Below are 17,898 nucleotides of genomic sequence, written 5' to 3'. Positions count from 1 at the left end.
TGCGGGCTTTTATCCGGCCAAGGCCGACCGGATCTGTCTCGTGTAGAACAGGCGGACTATGAAGAAGTAGATCACCTGAATGAAGAAGAACAGGCCCAGCACAAGCAGGGATTCCCTGAATATGGAGTACTGGAACATATGTGACAACGCCGTAAGGGCAACGGCTCCATGGATAAGCGCGACAATGATCGGCGCGAAGAAGAGCAGGCTGATCTGGCGGTTCAATATCCGGCGAAGCTCTTTGTCACTCAGCCCCAGCTTGGAGATGGCCTTGAACTTCTGCTTGTCCTCATCCAGATCGCTGTACAGCCGGAAATAGAGAAAGCTGCCGGCAGAGACGAAAAATACGATTCCGACAAAAAAACCGATGAACATCACGGGACCAAAGCTGTCATTGGTCTTGGAGGTTAAATACTCGAGCGCATAGAAAATATACTGCTCATCGTAGGGAAGCTCATTCGTCAGCTTTGCGCCTGCCTTCTCTGCTCCCGGCTGTCCAATCGCACCATGCCATGCATAATAACGGCTCACTTTGAGCGGCTGTTCAAGCTTGCGGGTCCACTCATCGGGGACGACGTAATAACCGCTGACTCCCCGTACGGCCCAAGATACGACAGCCTGATCGGCCTCGATGACGATTCCTGGCTGCAGCTCGACCGGCTGGTTGAGCATTTCTTCCCCCTCGCGGGACAGGCCGAAATCTACAACGGCTGCTTTCCCTGCTGTAAGCCGGATGGGATTTAGCCCCAGCAGCTCGGCTACGCTGTTGTATTCGGATTGCTTCACCAGAATCAGTGTCCGGCCGCTATCCGCAGCCTTATAATAGTTAAGCTTCAGACTCATTTTTTCGGCAGCAATCCCGGCTTTGCCCAGGCTTTGGTCAATTAGCTGTATATGGGACTGTGCCTTGCTGTCCCCGTCCAGGGACTGATAGGTGAACAGATAAGGGTTCTTCTGCGTAAGCGCTCCGTTGATCATCGACTGGAATCCGTATAAAGCTCCTATCGCGCTGAAGGATACGGTAGAGATGATGGCGACCAGGAAAAAGGAACGCGCGTTGTCCTTCATCCGGTAGGAAAGATCAGAGAGCAGCAGCATATTGGTTCTGCGCCAGAATAGCTGCTCACGCGCCTTCAGCTTACGGATCAGGTACACACTGAGCTGGGTGAACAGCAGATAGGTACCGATCGACACCATAATGACCACCGGCGCGAGCAGCACCACCACACTCAGACCACTCGCCCGCAGGGACAGGAAGTAGCTGATTCCCAGCAGCGTTACCACCAGCAAAGACAGCAGAAGCGAGGCCTTCGGCTCCGGCTTGGGCTGACGGTTTGAATGGATGAGCGTGATCAGCTTGCCGCTGCGCAGCACCGTAGAGATGAACAGGGAGATCAGGACGAACAGCAGCAGGAAGGAGATCAGTGTCAGCACCATCGCCTTGAACGGGAAATAGAATTGCAGCGGCTCATTAAGCGCAAGCACATTCTCCCCGGCAAGCAGAATTCCTTTGGCAAAGATAAGGCCTAGTCCGATGCCGCTGACCGTGGCGCCTGACCCGACGATCATATTCTCCAGAAAGATCATCCGCCGCAGCTGCCGGACGGTCATGCCATGCATCATCATCAGCCCGAACTCCCGTTTCCGCGATTGCAGAAATGCACTCATGGAGTAGAGCACGAAGAAGAAGGAGAACACATAGATCACCCATTTGGAGACCGAAAGCGCAAGAGCCGCACTGGATTGAATATGTTCCCCGCTCAGTACCGGATGGTAGGCGAAGATGGAGAAGGTGAAGAAGACCATCACGGTAAACATGCTGCTGAGAAAATAGGCGGTGTATAGCCTCGTGTTCCGGGAGACATTACGGAATGCGAACTGGCGGAACGTCATGGCTATATCCCCCTAACAGCGAAAGTGTATCGATAATTTTCTGGAAAAAGCTCTGGCGGTTATCCCCGCAGTGAATCTCCGTATAGAACCTGCCATCCTTAATGAAGACGACACGGTGGCAATAGCTGGCGGCTACAGCATCATGGGTAACAAGCATCATCGTCGTGGACTGCTCCCGGTTGAGCGTTTCCAGCAGATCCATCACATCTCTGGCGGCTTTGGAATCGAGATTGCCGGTAGGTTCATCCGCCAGTAGCAGCTTCGGAGAATGAATCATGGCTCTGGCGATTGCTGTCCGCTGGGCCTGTCCGCCGGAGATCTCATAGGTGCGTTTTTTCATAATGGCGCTGATGCCCAGCTTTCCGGCAATCTCCCGGGCCTTTTGCTTCATTTCACTGACCCGGGTTCCGTCCAGTGTCAGCGGAAGCACAATATTCTCTTCTACAGTCAGGGTGTTCAGCAGGTTGAAATCCTGAAAGACAAAGCCCAGCTCGCGGCGGCGGAATACCGCCAGTTCATTTTTGTCCAGTGTGCCGATGTCCTTGCCGCCAATCCTGATGCTTCCTGTGGTCGGAGCGTCAACGGTGGCAATCAGATTCAGCAGCGTGGTTTTGCCGCTTCCCGAAGGCCCCATAATCCCTACGAATTCTCCGGCGGCAATGGTTAAATCAATATCGGTCAATGCCCGGTAGGCCACATTTCCTTCATAGATTTTACTGACCCTGTTTACCTCCAGCATATGGCTGTACTCCCCCTCCATGTGTGCAACACACTTGTTCTGTAACCAATATACCGGAGACGGCAGCGTCTCATCTATCGATTTAGATTTCACTTTTATTACACGCCTGTAAGCAAAGGATTTGCCGCCAAAATAATCCGCACCACCGTTCCCTCACCAGCCGCCGATTCCAGCTCAAGCCGGTGTCCGAGACGGTCTGCGGACTCCTTCGTCAAATACAGCCCCATTCCTGTAGACTCCCGTAGTCCGCGCCCGTTGTCACCGGTGAAGAAAGGGTCAAATACCCTTTTGAGATCAGACGCCTGTATACCGATCCCCCGGTCCTTAACCTCAATGACGGCATCCATTCCTCTGAGATAGCAGGATACCGTGATTTTCCGGCCGTTCTCTGTGTTATCCGCCGCTGAATATTTGATGGCATTGTTCATAATTTGCGACAGCATGAAGAACAGCCATTTCTCATCGGTCTGGGCGGTAATGCCTGGAGCGGAGGCTTGGACCTCGGGAAAGATATGGCTGCGGATAAATAGGCGTCTGTGATCATGGACCACCTCGTTCACCAGCTTCGGCAGGCTGACAGGCTTGATATGGAAATCCTTCTCAAAAGCCCGCAGCCTGGCCATATACAGCACGGTATGAAGTCCGCTGCGCATGCGCTCCAGCTCCTCACGGATGCTGGCAAACTCGGGCTCGTCCATATTCTGCACGGTCAGCTCGATGACCGACAAAGGCGTCTTCATCTGATGAACCCATTGGTCGATAAAAGTCAGATGCTGCTCCTGCTGAAGCTTCACCGCCGTCAGCTGCTGCTGATAGTAGCGGTATTGGGTGTGCAGCAGCTGCTCCAGAGCTGTGGATACAGGGTGGTTCTCCAGCTTCTGAAAGGATTCATCCAGTGTCTCCAGAGGCCTGCTGAGGCGATGATAATAGCGGCGCCTGCTGCTGTATTGATAGATCAAGTAACAGCTGAGAAAGAAGAAGCCAATAAAGACCGCATATAGCGCGGTCGGCAGATCGCGGTAGCCGTCAAGCCAGTAAATGGACAGCATAGCCCCAAATTGCATGATCTGCACAGCTAATAACAACGCATGCTCACGGAGAAACAGCTTCATGGCCGGGCCTCTGACCAGCTGTTGTTCAGCCGGTACCCCGAACCTCTGACGGTAAGCACGGCATCCTCCATCCCCAGCTCCTGGAATTTCTTGCGGACCCGTGCGATGTTCACGTTCAGCGTGTTCTCATCCACAAAAGCCTGCGGGTCCCACAGCTTCTCCAGCAGAGCTTCCCGGCTGGCGACCCTCGGGTAACGCTCCATAAGGCTCTCGATGAGATCCGATTCCTTGCGGGTAAGGGGCACGACCGCCTGCCCATATTGCAGTTCAAGCCTTTCAGGATACAGAATCAGCCCTTCCTTCTCCAGCATCAGCTCCTCGCGCTTAGCCGCATACTCACCGTAAGCCCGGCGGAGGTGGCTATGGATTTTGGCGAGTACAATCCCGGAGTGGAAGGGCTTCGTAATATAATCATCCCCGCCGTTCTCCAGCGCCATAATCTGGTCCATCTCCCCGTCCCGCGCCGAAATGAACAGCACAGGGCAAGTGGAGACTTTGCGGATCTGGCGGCACCAGTAATAACCGTCATAGCTGGGCAGATTCACATCCAGCAGCACCAGATCCGGCTGTACCTGTTCGAATTCCAGCAGCACCAGCCGGAAGTCCTTGACCCTAACCCCCTCATAACCATACTTCTCAATCGCTGACAGCAGCAGGTCTGCAATCTTCGGATCATCTTCCACAATCATGATTCTGGACATATTTATGGGGCTCCTTGTCTTGTTCAGTTAAGTACATATATAACATGGGTGGAGGCCTGAGGGAAAGCTGGAGCGGGCTGATGAGTTGGGAAAAGGGGTAACCTATTCTTCGGTTAAGCAGAATTTCTGTACGGAGAGAAGGGGAGAGAACTATACTGTACTTTGTTTTACAAGGAAACAGTTGGATAATCAGCACTTAATTTTTGACAATTCCCCATATGCGGCAAAAGTGGCGATAATAGATGCTGTTTTTCCGCTTGTTTAGGCTCATGCGCCAGAAATCAAGAAATTAAACTGCCGTTTTCCACCTGTTTGTTGCAGGAAGCAATAGTCTTACAAATTGTCTTGAAAGAACTTGATCATTTGTTTGGTGGTCTCGATATAAGGCTTATTGTCGTGTAAACCGTAATTGAAGAAACCATGCTCCATTCCCTCATAAGTATAAAAATCAATTTGATTCCCGCACTGGTTCATAGCTTCAATAAATTGCAGGTTTTGTGGATAAAGCGGGTCAGCGGTCCCGCAGAACCAAATCGTTGGAGGCAACCCCTGCTTCACATGATGAATGGGGGAGATAGCCTGTGATTCCTCCTCTATACCCGGAAACAAACGGTTCATAATCTCTACCCCATCCATTCCAGCGGCAAAAACAGCAAGGAGATTTGGGATACAACTGATCTCCGTTTCATCATCTATTTCATTCAACTCATTAAACAGAATTGAAGAAACACAGGTGTAACCCCCTGACGAGGCCCCACACATGACGATTTTAGCAGGATCAATTCCGAATTCCGCACTGTTTTTGCGAATATACCTTATAGCTGACTTTGCATCCATGATTGCCTGTGCAGGTATGAAATCAGTATCATTAGCGTTACGATAATCCACACAGATAGAGGTAAACCCCCTTGAAGAAAAGAAATTGGCATGATGTTGAAATTGTGCAGCTGTACGATTATTTCTTACAAAACCTCCACCGAAAAAGAACAAGATAACTGGACATTGTGATATTTGATGGCTTGGCTCAAGCACATATAATTTCAAGGCACGATGTTTGGTTGTTTTGTAGGTGTGTTCTCTCACGGGGTAGTCAAAGACAGCTTCCATTCGATCACCCTCTCCTTCTTCAATTTCCTGATGCAGTAATCAGGTCATAGAGCTTATTCAAATTTGTCTTGAAATAGGTTGTGAAGTACCAAGCCCGGTATTCTTCCGGTATTTCGATCTCTTCAATACTCTGCTGATTCTGGACGGCCTCGGTCACGATGGCGATCATTCTGCTTATGTATCCCTTCACCTCATGAAGCTGTTGCAGGGAGCAGACCTCACCATGCCCCGGTATAATCGTCTCCACATCCAACCGCTCAATCTGCTCCAGAATATGCAGCCACTCCTGAGGATTGGCATTGGCCAGAACCGGATGGTGGTTCGAGAGCACGAGGTCCCCGATGATGACAATTTTATCTTCCGGGAGGTACACAATGGCATCGCTCTGCGTATGCCCTCCGCCATATGTAATGAGCTGGGCGCTGTGGTTGCTGCCGTGAATGGTCATTTGCCGGTCAAAAGTTATCGTCGGCACCGTATGCACCAGCTGCGGAAGCATATTCACGAATTCACGGTCCGTTGCATTCTCCCAGGCCATTTCCTGCTGCAGCTTAGTATCTGTCTCCTGCTCGCATTGCAATTCAGCTTCTCCGATCGCCTCTAGCATCTTCTCCCTGTTGTTCTGGTACTGGGCTACCCGGTCTCTGGCGAATGTATTCATGATCTTATGGGTCCCGGATGTGGAAATCAGCCGGGCGTCAGGCACAAACACCTGATTGCCAGTGGTATGATCGCTATGCCAGTGTGTGTTGATTACATAGGATACAGGGTTCCCTGTGAGATGCTCAGCAGCAGCCTTCAAATCCTGAGCCGCCTCCAGTGTCGCGAATGTGTCCACTACCAGAGTGAGTCCCCCCAGGTCAATAATGGCCGCGTTTGCGAGTGAGCCTGTGCCTGGAGCCGCAATTGCTGCAACTACGCTATCCGCAATAGATTGCAGCCGGAAATGCCTGGAGCCTTGAAATGATTCAATCCTGTTCAGCATAGTAATCTCTCCCTTCCAACATGGGAATATACTATACGCTACAAGAGTCCGCTAGACAATATTTTTCTGGATTTTCATTTGATTTCCGTTTAATTGGCGATATTCGCAGAGCTTACGAACGGTTCAATTTGAAGAGGAATCCTGAAAAAAGTGCAACATTACTGCTCCCAAAGAAGTGGTCAATGGTGAAATCCTGCACGAACTGCAACAAATTCAGCGCTAACTTGCCCTAAACACCGAAATTTGTGCAAATAATGCAACAATGTACTTCAACCCGTAAAAGGTATAGAGAAATCCTGAAAAAAGTACAACATTACTGCTCCTTAAAAGCGGCCGGTGAGAGAGGTATTAGCATCGTTCACCCGCAGGGTGATTTTGTTCAAAGATAAGAATTTATATGTTTCACACTACAAATTATCCTTCTATTTCTCGCCGAAACGGTACCGTCCTTTAAAAGGACGGCAAAGCCGTTTCCAGTTGTTGATTAGGAAATTGTGATTTGCGTCCAATAAGGATAAGTTGTGCATAAAGTTGGGGGGAAGTGTCTTGGAGCATCGGCAGGATGACTATATTCTGGATCAGTAATAGGAATGACTTCGCTGATTTCACCGAACAGCCGGATATGGTCGAAAAACCGACCACATTCGGTGCGGCGGAGACGCGTGGGCCGGATATGGTCGAAAAACCGACCACATTCGGTGCGGCAGAGGCGTGTGGGCCGGATATGATCGAAAAACCGACTACATTCGGTGCGGCAGAGGCGTGTGGGCCGGATATGGTCGAAAAACCGACTACATTCGGTGCGGCAGAGGCGCGTGGGCCGGATATGGTCGAAAAACCGACTACATTCGTTGCGGCAGAGGCGTGTGGGCCGGATATGGTCGAAAAACCGATCACAATGGGGATGCCGCAGGGTAATTTTGTTCTACATTCGTCCCTTAAAATCTGGTTAGTATATCACTTCACTTTGTCCCCCCCCCGCTCATACCAATACCCCGGAATTCCCCGTGCAAGACGCAGCAACGCCTCCAGGAAGAAGTAATCGCCCCAGATCATGAAGTCATCCGGGGAGGCGTTGCCTCTGACGGAATAGGAGCCGTGCCGCAAAAATCCCTCTTCTGATGGGTGGCCTGCGGTGAAGTAGTGATTGATCAGCGAGGCCATGGATTTGTTCACGGCGTCCCTGAAATAGTCCCGGTCCGGATCATTCTCCGGCAGATGCTCCAGCAGCTCCAAGAGTCCGCATGCTGTGATAGCGGAAGCGGAGCTGTCGCGCGGGGTGCCTTCCTCCTGCGGGGCATCGAAATCCCAATAGGCCACATGGTCGGCGGGGAGATGCTCCACGAAGTAGCGGGCCATTCTTTTGGAGGTTTCAAGATAATGCGGATCTTGGAAGCTGCGGTAGGCGAGAGCGAAGCCATAGACGCCCCAGGCCTGCCCCCGCGTCCAGGTGGAGCCGTCCTGATACCCCTGCGCCGTCCCCCCGCGAAGGGCATCCCCCGTCTGCTGGTCGAAGTAAAAGGTATGGTAAGAAGAGTCGTCGCCCCTCACCAGGAAGCGGCGGCTTGTCTCGGCGTGGATACGGGCAGCCCTGGCATAGACCGGGTCGCCGGTCTGTTCGCTGGCCCAGCAGAGGAGCGGAAGATTCATCAGGCAGTCGATGATGATCCGTCCGCCGTTGTCTGCATCGCCCTCGGGTCCCCAAGCCTGAAAGAGCTGCGGACCGGGACGCCAGCGCTTCATCAGCTGGTCCGCTGCCTGCAAGGCGAGCAGACGCGAGGCTTCATCCTTGTCTGCAATCCAGCGGGCCTTGGCCGAGAGCGAGTACAGGAAGCCGATATCGTGGTGATCCAGCGCCTGCCCGTCCAGCATGCGCCCTCTGAAGGAATCTGTCGCCTGGATGGCGGCGGCATGAATCTCCGGGTCCCGGCTGTATTCATAGCTTAGCCATAGAATGCCGGACCAGAAGCCCTCCGTCCAGTTGGTGTGGTCGGTCAGATGATATTTGCCGTCCTCCATACTTACAATTGGAAAACTCTTCCCAAATCGCTTCACATTAAGCCGCGTAGTCGTAAGCGTCTGCTCAATTGCCTGCTCCCAGTTCATCATACCCGCCATAACCTCCATCATATCGCTATAGTGTGCTTAACCATATTATAAGCCGGTCAAGCTGTAGGTTTGTTGCACAAAACTATAGTTATATTGCGGATCTGCTATGAACGGACCTGCCCGTAGACGCTCCAGCTGTTGGCTAAATGACCGGCGGCGAACAGACAGGCCGGAACAACGAATAACCAGGACTGGAGCCATACGCCAAGCAGCAGGAAGTAGAGGGCCGGGAAGACGGCCATCGGAACGGGGATGCCCAGCCAGGGCTTGAACAGCACCGCAAAAGCTCTCCCGCTCCGGTAATAGCGCACCCAGCAGCCATAGTACACCAGCATACATAGTGCCATCAGTACAGCAGATACTCCCAGGGGCTGAGCAGCAATCATTCGGCCTAAAAGAATGGGCATCATGAAGCAGGTGATCTGGCCTGCCCGCTCCAGGAGCGTGAAGACCAGCGGGACGGAGTCCAGGGAGCCGGGAGCACTCCGGGGCGGGAAGAACATGAATATTAGATTCGGCAGTAATACGAGTAAAGAAATGATAAAACCTTGAGTATGCAGTCCCATCGCAGAAATCCGCCTTCCTCTGTGCATTGATAGTGGCCGTACCTGACAAATACATGGCATAACTCTATAATTGCATTATATATCCTAGAGAGCCTGGAGCGGGAGGAAGATATGCAATTTCAACCTATATATGAAGACGGAGAATTAATTATGCCGAAGCTCGAGCTTGACCTGTCTGCGAACCCTTCGGTTGGTATTATCACAGATTTGAGGCGCAAGCAGTTATTAATGGAGCAATTGTCCCGGGAATCCGGCAATTATTTGTCGTGGGCCGGGCAGAACGAATATATGCGGTTGACGGTAGAGGAGCTAATCTCGTTTCTGATCCGAATGTCGGGACGGGAGGAGCGGGCGGCTGTGTTGACGGATTATTTTGCGCTGAAGGAGGAACGTAAGGTCAGATTGATGCAGCTCAGCTCTTCGAAAAGGGTGTATGTGACCCTGCTGCGGGCCTTTTTCGCCCATCAGTCCACGCTCGTATTGGAGGAGCCGTATTTCTATCTGGAGGAGCAGGACCGCCGCCAGCTGAAGCGGATACTGGATGATCTGTCGCAGCAGAAAAGGATACTCATTCTGACCTCGAATCTGGAGGATGCGCTGATCTCCTGTGATGTCATCTACCGGCTGAGCGGGTCCGGGCTTCATCAGCTGGATATCCGCGATTCGGAAGAGGACAAGCAGGAGGCAGTGAAGCAGGATGAGGCCAACATCACCTTGCAGAAGGTCTCGACCAAACGGGAGGATAAGGTGATTTTATTTGATCCGCCCGAGATTGATTTTATTGAAAGTGTAGAAGGCTCTATCCTGGTACATGTCGGCGGTGAGCATTATGACTGTGCCCTGACCCTGACCCAGCTTGAAGCGCGGCTGTTGAATTTCGGATTCTTCCGGTGCCACCGCTCCTACATCGTCAATCTGCAAAAGGTACGCGAGATCATTACCTGGACGAAGAACAGCTACAGTCTGCGGCTGAACACCGGCAAGGAGGCCGTGGTTCCGTTATCCCGCTCCAAATTGCAGGAACTTAAGGCGCTGCTTAAGCTGTAAAAGGTACCGTTCAGGCCGGAATGGGTACCATTCACCCGGTTTTGGTGGCAGAAAGGCTGAATTCTGGATAACGTTAAGTCATCAACAACATAAGGATGTGGTGAGATGGCGGTTATTCAGGTAGAACAGATCCGCAAGACCTTCGGGGCGAGAGATGCGCTGACAGAGGTGTCCTTCAGTATTCCAAAAGGGGAGATTTTCGGGTTCCTCGGTCCGAGCGGTGCAGGCAAAACCACCTTGATTAAGATTCTGACTGCACAGCTGAAGCCTACAGGTGGAGTGGCCAAAGTATTCGATCAGCCGGCGGAGGCGATGCAGCAGTCGGCCCAGAAGATGCGTTTTGGCATTCTGACCGATAACAGCGGTCTGTACGAGCGGTTGTCCATAGAGGAGAATCTGGAGCTGTACCGGAAGCTGTATGATCTTCCCCGTTCTGCGGTGGATCAGGTGCTGCAGTTCGTTAATTTAAGCAGTGAGCGCAAGAAGAAAACAAATACGCTGTCCAAAGGGATGCGTCAGCGGGTGATGCTGGCCTGCGCCATTATCCATGAGCCGGAGCTGTTGTTCCTGGATGAGCCGACCTCGGCACTGGACCCGGTGAATTCAGCGCATATCTATAAAGGCTTACGTTATCTGAATGAGAAGGGCACGACCATCTTCATCACGACGCATGATATGGCGGAGGCGGAGCTGCTCTGTAACCGTGTGGCGATTCTCTATCAGGGACGCATCCAGACCATCGGCTCACCAAGGGAGCTGAAGCGGCAGCACCGCGAGAACCTGATCCGGGTGGAGCTGACCAGTGGAGAGGCTTATGAGCTTCCGGTGGATGGGGACACGGCGGACCGGATCGCGGATTGGATGAAGCGGGGACTCATTGAACGGGTAGAGACGAAGGAACCTAGCCTGGGTGATATTTTTATCAAAATGACGGGAAGTGAGCTGCTATGAACATCTCCTATAAGCGGGCCAGCGCGATCTTTGTGAAGGATTATAAGGAATTCTCGCGCAATTATGCGCTGTCCATTATGCTGCTGTTTCCGATTCTGTTTGCGCTGCTGTTCAAAAGCGCAGGTGCATCCTTACCGGGAGCCGCCGGATTTCTGTTCAACAGCTCGTTTGTGCTGCTGACCTGCTTCGCCCAGGCTTGCCTGATTGCGGAAGAGAAGGAGCGTAACACGCTGCGGACACTCATGATGACTCCGGCTACAACAATGGATGTGCTGATGGGCAAAAGCAGTCTGGTCTTTGTCATGTCGATGGTGGTTCTCGCCATTTCTACTCTATTGTTTGGCTATGAGCCTGCAAATATAGGGGTATTCGTAGCCGCGATCGTTCTTTCCATTGTTCTCTACACGGCAGCCGGGACGATCTGCGGTCTTTATTCCAAAACCTTACTGGATGCGTCCTTATCGATCATCCCGGTAGCCTTCATCTTCATGGGCGCACCTTGGGGTGCCGTACTGGCGGAGAATTATCCGGTGTTCGGGGTGCTGGATTACATGCCAAGCAGCCAGCTGGTGCACTTGCTGAACCTGAGCCCAGCCGGTTATTCGGCGGGAGAGGTGTGGCCGCCTCTTCTAATCATTGCGGCGTGGACAGCCGTGCTGACCCTTGTGTCTGTGGTGCTGTACCAGAAGCGGCTCCGGGACGAATAGGCCGGCGTGGCTGTGACCATTCGTGGCGCAGGCCGCGCCACAGGCTGGATAGAACGCAAAGGAAGCCGCTCCCGGTAGGGGGCGGCTTCCTTGCACTGCGTACAGCAAACGTCAAGCTTTTATACCATATTAGGAATCTCTACGGCAGGGTCTGTCTCAGCGTCATAGTCTACGCCTTCGGTACGGAAGCCGAACAGATGGAAGAAGTCGTCCTGATAGCCTGCCAGATCCGCCAGCTCAGGCACATTATCCGTCTCCAGCTCATTCCAGCGTCTCATGACCTCGATCTGCACATCCTCGCGCATCTCCCAGTCGTCAATACGGATCAGGTGGCTGCCGTCCGCAGCGGCTTCACCGCCGTTATACAGATGGTCGGCGAACAGACGGTACATCTGCTGGATGCAGTTCTCGTGCAGCTCCTTCTCCTTCATAACTCTGTACAGGGCGGAGATATACAGCGGCACTACCGGAATAGCCGAGCTGGACTGGGTAACCAGTGCCTTATTCACGGATACGAAGGCCCGGCCTCCTGTGGCGGAGAGCTGCTCGTTCAAGGCAATGGCGGTCTGCTCCAAATGATTCTTCGCCTGGCCGATGGTTCCATCCTTGTAGATAGGATGCGTAATCTTGGGCCCGATATAAGAGTACGCCACGGTAGTTGCTCCGTCTGCAAGCACACCGGCCTCCTGCAGCTGGCTGATCCACATGCCCCAGTCTTCCCCGCCCATCACGGCGATGGTCTGGCGGACTTCATCCTCTGTAGCCGGTTCAATGGTAACGGTGGAGACCTCTCCGGTGTGGAAGTTCATCGTCTTGTTCGAATAGGCTTGGCCTACCGGCTTAATCACCGAGGAGAACACTTCTCCGGTTACCGGATGGGTGCGGCGCGGGGAGGCTACGCTGTACACGACCAGATCAACGGTGCCGAATTCGGCCTTGATCAGCTCAATCGTCTTGGTCTTAATTTCATTCGAGAAGGCATCGCCGACGATGCTGAAGGATTTCAGCCCCTGCTTGGCCGCTTCCTGCTCGAAGGCAGCAGAATTGTACCAGCCTGCGGAGGCGGTGCGGGTGCCTTCAGCGGCCTTGTCGAAGAAGACGCCGATGGTGTTCGCGCCTGCGCCAAAGGCAGCGGCAATCCGTGAAGCCAGTCCATAGCCTGTGGAAGCGCCGATGACCAGCACGTTCACCGGGCCGGTAAGCTTCTTTTGGGACCGTACATAATCGATCTGTTCCTGTATTTGTCCGGCACATCCCTCCGTGTGAGCTGTTGTGCAGATAAAGCCGCGTGTTTTTGGCTGAATAATCATCAAGGATATCCCCTTTGTTTTAGTTTTTAACTTTTTTCGTTAATATAGAGTATAGCAAATGATGGCATAGAAAGATAAGCCTTCAATATAATGAATAGCAATTTTGGATGCCTGCCGCTAAGAATTTGCAACTTTTCCCAATCCGCAGCGTCAGTGGGTAGAGAGGTTACGGAGATACAGGGAGGAGATTGGCATGGGCAGAAGATTATCCGCACTTATACTAACCGTGCTGCTCTTGGGCGGCTGCAGTGAAGGAGGTTCGGGCATGAATTATGCGGAGAGACAGGCTGCCGCAGCAGAGCTCGGTTCGCGTCTGACGGACAGCAGCAACCGGCTGGGTGTGAAGCTGTTCAGCCAGTTATGGAAGCAAGGGAGCGGGAACCTGACGATATCCCCGTACAGTGTTGCTGCCGCTCTGGCCCTGGCCTATAACGGCAGTGCCGGAGAGACGGCAGAGGAGCTGGGGAAGCTGCTGGGCTATGCGCCGGATGAACGGCAGAAGCTGAATACCGGCCATCAGTTATTAATGAAGCTCATGAGTCATGGAGGAACGGGCGGGGAGCTGAAGATCGCGAATTCGGTCTGGGGTATGAAGGGTCTGACGCTGCGCAGGGACTATCTCAAGACCGGTGAGGATTTCTATGACGCGCAGATTAAGACTACGGACCTGTCGGCAGAGAAGTCTGTGAAGGAGATTAACGGATGGGTGGCAGACCATACGGGGGACAAGATTCAGGAGATGCTCACGGAGCCGCCAGGACCGCAGGCTGTTGCCGTCCTTGTCAATGCGCTGTATTTCCAAGGTGCCTGGACGGATGTGTTCGAGGAACAGGCTACGAAGCAGGCGGACTTTTATCCTCCGGACGGACCGGCAGTGCAGGTGATGATGATGAAGCGGAGCGGTATGTTCGAGTATGCAGCTCATGACGGTTGGCAGGCGGTTAAGCTTCCCTACGGAGAGGGAGAGCTGGAGATGGTCGTGGTCCTTCCGGGTGAGCCATCTTCTCTCGCGGAGCTTGTGGGTCATCTGGAGCAGGGGACTCTGCTACTGGATAAGGGTTTCTCCAGTTCCCGGGGGACGCTCTGGCTGCCAAGGTTCACGGCCAGCTATGGCACAGAACTCTCCAAGGTCCTGCAGACACTGGGTGTGAAGCTGGCCTTTGATCCGAGCCGGGGGGATTTCTCCCTGCTGGCAGATTTGGACAGCCCGATCTACTTCGAGCAGGTCATCCACAAAACATATATCGATGTGAACGAGCGGGGAACGGAGGCGGCGGCTTCCACTGTCATTGATATGCGCGCCGGATCAGCGCCCCCTGTAGATGCGCCCTTTGAAATGAATGTCAACCGGCCGTTCCTGTTCATGATCAGGGATACGCAGACCGGGGTCGTGCTGTTCCTTGGAGCAATTGAGAATCCGCAGCTCACGGATTAGATTCAGGCTGGGATGAATTTCAAGCATTTACGCATAAATGATCCCTTCACAGGTCACAATAGGAAAAAAGCAGAATGAAGGGATTAACGTGAATGCTTTTCGCCTGAAAAAACAATTGTGGCGGCGGTGGAGACGCTGGAAAAAAGCTCCCTGGGTTGGTGCGGCATGCCTCGTACTGACGTTGCTCGCCTGGCGCGGCATGCAGGTTCCGGAAGAGATCAGTACGCTGCTTAAATCTTCGTCATTCCTGAGCGGAAGCGCAGGGCGGAATCTGGAACCCGGAAGCAGCTTACCGGCTGTAGCCGCCGTATATAACCATACAGACGATGATGCCGAAGTGGATGCTGCCGTGATGAATAGTCAAGAGCTGCTGAAGGCTGTGGGCAAGGAAGCCATTAGCAGAACGGTGCATCTCAAGACCCTCTATGTAGCTGGTGAAGAGGTGCAGACCCTGCCCGGCAAGCAGACCCCGGCCCAGCTTAAGGAGCTTATAGTCCGGCATGCGGGCTGGAGCGGCTGGCTCAGCCGGGAAGGGGATCTATGGCTGGAGCAGCGGGTCAATGATCTGTCGCCGCTGACCAAGAAGGAAGCCTACTTCGGAGTGGACGAGCAGGGCAACCTGACCTTGTTCCAAGGCCCGCCCGAAGCGGAGCGGGTGATGAAGACCTTTTTCCAGATGGACATGGGCTCCATCAAATCCTCTCTGCCCAAGGGCATCTGGGAGCAGCTTCATCAGGGCATCCGGGTGCAGGATCTGGAGGAGTACAACAGCGTGCTCTCCACCTTCAGCGACTATGCGCGTGATTCCTCTGAACAGGTGATGCATGCGGAGTGAGGGAGAGACTATAGAGTTAGTATCATGAAGACTCGTGGCACGCAGGTGCCTGCGGGTCTTTGTTGTGTTATGCATGTTTCATTTCCCCGGGGACAAACTTTTTGTCTCCCGGGGAATTTTTTTTGCTATAATGGGTGGAAGGAATACATATGTTCGCTTTAGGGCCGGAGTATCCGCCCGGGCATAGAGGAGAGAGAAGGATCTTGCGCATTTTGGGGATTGACCCGGGGCTGGCGATTGTCGGCTTTGGCTTTGTCGATAAGGTCGGCAACAAATTAACACCGGTCCAATACGGCTGCATCCAGACAGAGGCACATACCCCGGAAGAAGAGCGTCTGCTGCATGTCTATGAAGGCATGGTGCAGCTGATTGATAAATATAAGCCGGACGCGGTAGCGGTAGAGAAACTGTTCTTCAGCCGCAATGTGACCACGGCTCTGCCGGTGGCGCAGGCACGCGGGGTGCTGATTCTGGCAGCCGTGCAGCGCGGGCTTCCGGTGGCGGAATACACCCCGATGATGGTGAAGCAGGCTGTAGTCGGTTACGGCAAGGCGGAGAAGAAGCAGGTGCAGGAGATGGTTAAGCTGCTGCTGAAGCTGACGGCTGTGCCGAAGCCCGATGATGTGGCGGATGCGCTGGCGGTGGCGGTATGCCATGCCCATTCTGTGAGTCTTAATTCCAAATTAAATGAGGTATTGCGAAAATGATAGATTTTCTTAGAGGGCCGGTTGCCCATTTGGAGCCGGAATATGTTGTGCTGGATGTACAGGGCGTAGGGTACCGAGTATTCTGCCCGAACCCGTATGCTTTTGCCAAGACAGAGGGTCCGGTGACTGTGTTCATTCATTATCAGACCCGCGAGGATGCTACACTGCTGTTCGGATTCCCGTCGCGCGAGGAGCAGCGGCTGTTCCGCAAGCTGATTGAGGTATCGGGCATCGGCCCGCGCGTTGCGCTGGGCATTCTGACCGGCGGAACGCCGGACCAGCTGATCGCGGCCATCTATCAGGAGAATATCACCTTCCTGACGAAGCTGCCGGGGATCGGCAAGAAGACGGCGCAGCGGATGATTCTGGATCTGAAGGACAAGCTGGACGGCTTCGGCGGGGCAGCCCTGCAGACGGGATTGTTCGCAGTAGCGGCTGAAGCGCAGAGCAAGGCAGAGGCGCTGCCGTGGGAAGAAGCCAGGGATGCGCTGAAGGCGCTCGGTTACACCGATGCCGAGCTGGACAGGGTGTATCTGAAGATGAAGCAGGAAGGCACGGATGCCGGACCGGTTGATGTGCTGATGAAGAAGGCGCTGGGGCTGCTGTATACCGCCAAATAGGTCCCTGAAGAACGGAGTGAGGAAGAATGGATGACCGGATTATATCGGCTAATCTGATGATGGACGAGCAGGCGGTGGAATTAAGTCTGCGCCCCCGTTATCTGGGTGAATATATCGGCCAGAACCAGGTGAAAGAGAACCTGAAAATATATATAGAAGCGGCGAAGATGCGCAGTGAAGCACTGGATCATGTGCTGCTGTACGGGCCTCCGGGTCTCGGCAAGACGACGCTGGCCAATATTATTGCCAACGAGCTGGGTGTCAATCTGCGGACCACCTCCGGTCCGGCGATTGAACGGCCCGGCGATCTGGCAGCACTGCTGACGAACCTTCAGGAAGGCGATGTGCTGTTCATTGACGAGATTCACCGTCTGCACCGGACGGTGGAGGAGGTCATGTATCCGGCGATGGAGGATTTCGCGCTGGATATCATGATAGGTAAGGGGCCAAGCGCACGGTCGGTCCGGCTGGACCTGCCGCCTTTCACGCTCATTGGGGCGACGACACGTGCGGGACTGCTGTCTGCTCCGCTGCGTGACCGCTTCGGAGTGGTCAGCCGGCTGGAGTATTACACTATCGATGAACTAAGCTTCATCGTGGCGCGCAATGCTGAACTGCTGGGTATTGAGATTCTGGGCGATGCAGCGGAAGAGATTGCCCTGCGGGCCCGGGGGACACCGCGGATTGCCAACCGTCTTCTGAAGCGGGTACGCGATTACGCTCAGGTCCGGGGTGACGGGATTATCACCCCGGAGATTGCTGCCGAATCGCTGAAGATGCTCCAGGTGGACCCCCGGGGACTGGACAGCATTGACCATAAGATGCTGCAATCCATGATCAGCTCCTTCCGGGGCGGTCCTGTCGGGCTGGATACCATCGCTGCTACGATAGGTGAAGAGAGCCAGACCATTGAGGATGTATACGAGCCTTATCTGCTGCAGATCGGTTTCCTGCAGCGTACGCCGCGAGGGCGCATTGTTACGCCTGCGGCCTATCATCATCTTGGCCTTCCGCTTCCTCCGCAGCCTAACTGATTACTGAGAATCCTGCCCATAGTACAACATCTTACGTATT

The 17,898-nt window shown here is 53.6% G+C and carries 17 protein-coding genes; 8 read left to right on the top strand and 9 right to left on the bottom strand.

What is annotated here, in order from left to right; genetic code table 11:
• Positions 1-9: 9 nt before the first annotated feature.
• The 8 genes from MKX51_RS23690 to MKX51_RS23655 form a co-directional block, all read right to left on the bottom strand.
• Complete coding sequence (locus MKX51_RS23690; RefSeq protein ID WP_340994084.1) at positions 10-1,893, bottom strand: ABC transporter permease; 1,884 nt, start codon at positions 1,891-1,893, stop codon at positions 10-12.
• The gene (locus MKX51_RS23685; RefSeq protein WP_340994083.1) at positions 1,865-2,632 is read right to left on the bottom strand and encodes an ABC transporter ATP-binding protein; all 768 of its coding nucleotides are present in this window, start codon (positions 2,630-2,632) and stop codon (positions 1,865-1,867) included. Before MKX51_RS23685 ends, MKX51_RS23690 begins: the two co-directional genes overlap by 29 nt.
• A 98-nt stretch (positions 2,633-2,730) precedes the next feature.
• Positions 2,731-3,744, bottom strand: a complete 1,014-nt coding sequence (locus tag MKX51_RS23680) for a sensor histidine kinase (protein WP_340994082.1) — start codon at positions 3,742-3,744, stop codon at positions 2,731-2,733.
• Entirely contained in the window at positions 3,741-4,445 is a 705-nt protein-coding gene (locus MKX51_RS23675) for a response regulator transcription factor (RefSeq protein WP_340938713.1), read from the bottom strand. Before MKX51_RS23675 ends, MKX51_RS23680 begins: the two co-directional genes overlap by 4 nt.
• A gap of 333 nt (positions 4,446-4,778) precedes the next feature.
• Complete coding sequence (locus MKX51_RS23670; protein ID WP_340994081.1) at positions 4,779-5,552, bottom strand: alpha/beta hydrolase; 774 nt, start codon at positions 5,550-5,552, stop codon at positions 4,779-4,781.
• A gap of 19 nt (positions 5,553-5,571) precedes the next feature.
• On the bottom strand, positions 5,572-6,537 hold the full coding sequence (locus MKX51_RS23665; RefSeq protein WP_340994080.1) for an MBL fold metallo-hydrolase: 966 nt from the start codon (positions 6,535-6,537) through the stop codon (positions 5,572-5,574).
• A gap of 957 nt (positions 6,538-7,494) precedes the next feature.
• Positions 7,495-8,646: a glycoside hydrolase family 88 protein gene (locus MKX51_RS23660; protein ID WP_340994079.1), complete on the bottom strand. Its 1,152-nt coding sequence runs from the start codon at positions 8,644-8,646 to the stop codon at positions 7,495-7,497.
• 104 nt (positions 8,647-8,750) lie between these two features.
• Positions 8,751-9,212, bottom strand: coding sequence for a hypothetical protein (locus MKX51_RS23655; RefSeq protein WP_340994078.1), 462 nt, complete (start codon positions 9,210-9,212; stop codon positions 8,751-8,753).
• A 111-nt stretch (positions 9,213-9,323) separates the two neighbouring features.
• Here MKX51_RS23655 and MKX51_RS23650 point away from each other — a divergent pair, with 111 nt between their 5' ends.
• The 3 genes from MKX51_RS23650 (at position 9,324) to MKX51_RS23640 (ending at position 11,917) form a co-directional block, all read left to right on the top strand.
• The gene (locus tag MKX51_RS23650; protein WP_340938720.1) at positions 9,324-10,259 is read left to right on the top strand and encodes a LytTR family transcriptional regulator DNA-binding domain-containing protein; all 936 of its coding nucleotides are present in this window, start codon (positions 9,324-9,326) and stop codon (positions 10,257-10,259) included.
• Between the two features lie 105 nt (positions 10,260-10,364).
• On the top strand, positions 10,365-11,210 hold the full coding sequence (locus tag MKX51_RS23645; RefSeq protein WP_340994077.1) for an ABC transporter ATP-binding protein: 846 nt from the start codon (positions 10,365-10,367) through the stop codon (positions 11,208-11,210).
• Positions 11,207-11,917, top strand: coding sequence for an ABC transporter permease (locus MKX51_RS23640; protein WP_340994076.1), 711 nt, complete (start codon positions 11,207-11,209; stop codon positions 11,915-11,917). The genes MKX51_RS23645 and MKX51_RS23640 overlap by 4 nt, the downstream gene beginning before the upstream one ends.
• Before the next feature lie 119 nt (positions 11,918-12,036).
• Here the strand turns inward: MKX51_RS23640 and fabV are convergent, their stop codons facing one another.
• Positions 12,037-13,227 (bottom strand): enoyl-ACP reductase FabV, encoded by a 1,191-nt coding sequence (fabV, locus tag MKX51_RS23635; protein WP_340994075.1) that lies wholly within the window; start codon positions 13,225-13,227, stop codon positions 12,037-12,039.
• Positions 13,228-13,420: 193 nt separating this feature from the next.
• Between fabV and MKX51_RS23630 the strand changes: the two genes are divergently transcribed.
• The 5 genes from MKX51_RS23630 (at position 13,421) to ruvB (ending at position 17,858) form a co-directional block, all read left to right on the top strand.
• Positions 13,421-14,662, top strand: a complete 1,242-nt coding sequence (locus MKX51_RS23630; RefSeq protein WP_340994074.1) for a serpin family protein — start codon at positions 13,421-13,423, stop codon at positions 14,660-14,662.
• Positions 14,663-14,750: 88 nt separating this feature from the next.
• Positions 14,751-15,497, top strand: coding sequence for a BofC C-terminal domain-containing protein (locus MKX51_RS23625; RefSeq protein WP_340994073.1), 747 nt, complete (start codon positions 14,751-14,753; stop codon positions 15,495-15,497).
• A 203-nt stretch (positions 15,498-15,700) separates the two neighbouring features.
• Entirely contained in the window at positions 15,701-16,204 is a 504-nt protein-coding gene (ruvC, locus tag MKX51_RS23620) for a crossover junction endodeoxyribonuclease RuvC (protein WP_036690559.1), read from the top strand.
• Positions 16,201-16,824 (top strand): Holliday junction branch migration protein RuvA, encoded by a 624-nt coding sequence (gene ruvA / locus MKX51_RS23615; RefSeq protein WP_340938728.1) that lies wholly within the window; start codon positions 16,201-16,203, stop codon positions 16,822-16,824. The genes ruvC and ruvA overlap by 4 nt, the downstream gene beginning before the upstream one ends.
• Positions 16,825-16,850: 26 nt before the next feature.
• On the top strand, positions 16,851-17,858 hold the full coding sequence (gene ruvB / locus MKX51_RS23610) for a Holliday junction branch migration DNA helicase RuvB (protein WP_036690556.1): 1,008 nt from the start codon (positions 16,851-16,853) through the stop codon (positions 17,856-17,858).
• The last annotated feature ends 40 nt before the right edge of the window (positions 17,859-17,898 follow it).

This window comes from Paenibacillus sp. FSL M7-0420, from assembly GCF_038002345.1.
Classification (GTDB): domain Bacteria; phylum Bacillota; class Bacilli; order Paenibacillales; family Paenibacillaceae; genus Paenibacillus_AQ.
Note: the sequence above shows the minus strand (reverse complement) of the source record. Positions and strands in the feature narration are given on the sequence as shown.

Coding starts and splice junctions, on each gene's coding strand:
- MKX51_RS23690 (WP_340994084.1), bottom strand. CDS start 1,893: ATGACGTTCCGCCAGTTCGCATTCCGTAATGTCTCCCGGAACACGAGG.
- MKX51_RS23685 (WP_340994083.1), bottom strand. CDS start 2,632: ATGCTGGAGGTAAACAGGGTCAGTAAAATCTATGAAGGAAATGTGGCC.
- MKX51_RS23680 (WP_340994082.1), bottom strand. CDS start 3,744: ATGAAGCTGTTTCTCCGTGAGCATGCGTTGTTATTAGCTGTGCAGATC.
- MKX51_RS23675 (WP_340938713.1), bottom strand. CDS start 4,445: ATGTCCAGAATCATGATTGTGGAAGATGATCCGAAGATTGCAGACCTG.
- MKX51_RS23670 (WP_340994081.1), bottom strand. CDS start 5,552: ATGGAAGCTGTCTTTGACTACCCCGTGAGAGAACACACCTACAAAACA.
- MKX51_RS23665 (WP_340994080.1), bottom strand. CDS start 6,537: ATGCTGAACAGGATTGAATCATTTCAAGGCTCCAGGCATTTCCGGCTG.
- MKX51_RS23660 (WP_340994079.1), bottom strand. CDS start 8,646: ATGATGAACTGGGAGCAGGCAATTGAGCAGACGCTTACGACTACGCGG.
- MKX51_RS23655 (WP_340994078.1), bottom strand. CDS start 9,212: ATGGGACTGCATACTCAAGGTTTTATCATTTCTTTACTCGTATTACTG.
- MKX51_RS23650 (WP_340938720.1), top strand. CDS start 9,324: ATGCAATTTCAACCTATATATGAAGACGGAGAATTAATTATGCCGAAG.
- MKX51_RS23645 (WP_340994077.1), top strand. CDS start 10,365: ATGGCGGTTATTCAGGTAGAACAGATCCGCAAGACCTTCGGGGCGAGA.
- MKX51_RS23640 (WP_340994076.1), top strand. CDS start 11,207: ATGAACATCTCCTATAAGCGGGCCAGCGCGATCTTTGTGAAGGATTAT.
- fabV (WP_340994075.1), bottom strand. CDS start 13,227: ATGATTATTCAGCCAAAAACACGCGGCTTTATCTGCACAACAGCTCAC.
- MKX51_RS23630 (WP_340994074.1), top strand. CDS start 13,421: ATGGGCAGAAGATTATCCGCACTTATACTAACCGTGCTGCTCTTGGGC.
- ruvA (WP_340938728.1), top strand. CDS start 16,201: ATGATAGATTTTCTTAGAGGGCCGGTTGCCCATTTGGAGCCGGAATAT.
- ruvB (WP_036690556.1), top strand. CDS start 16,851: ATGGATGACCGGATTATATCGGCTAATCTGATGATGGACGAGCAGGCG.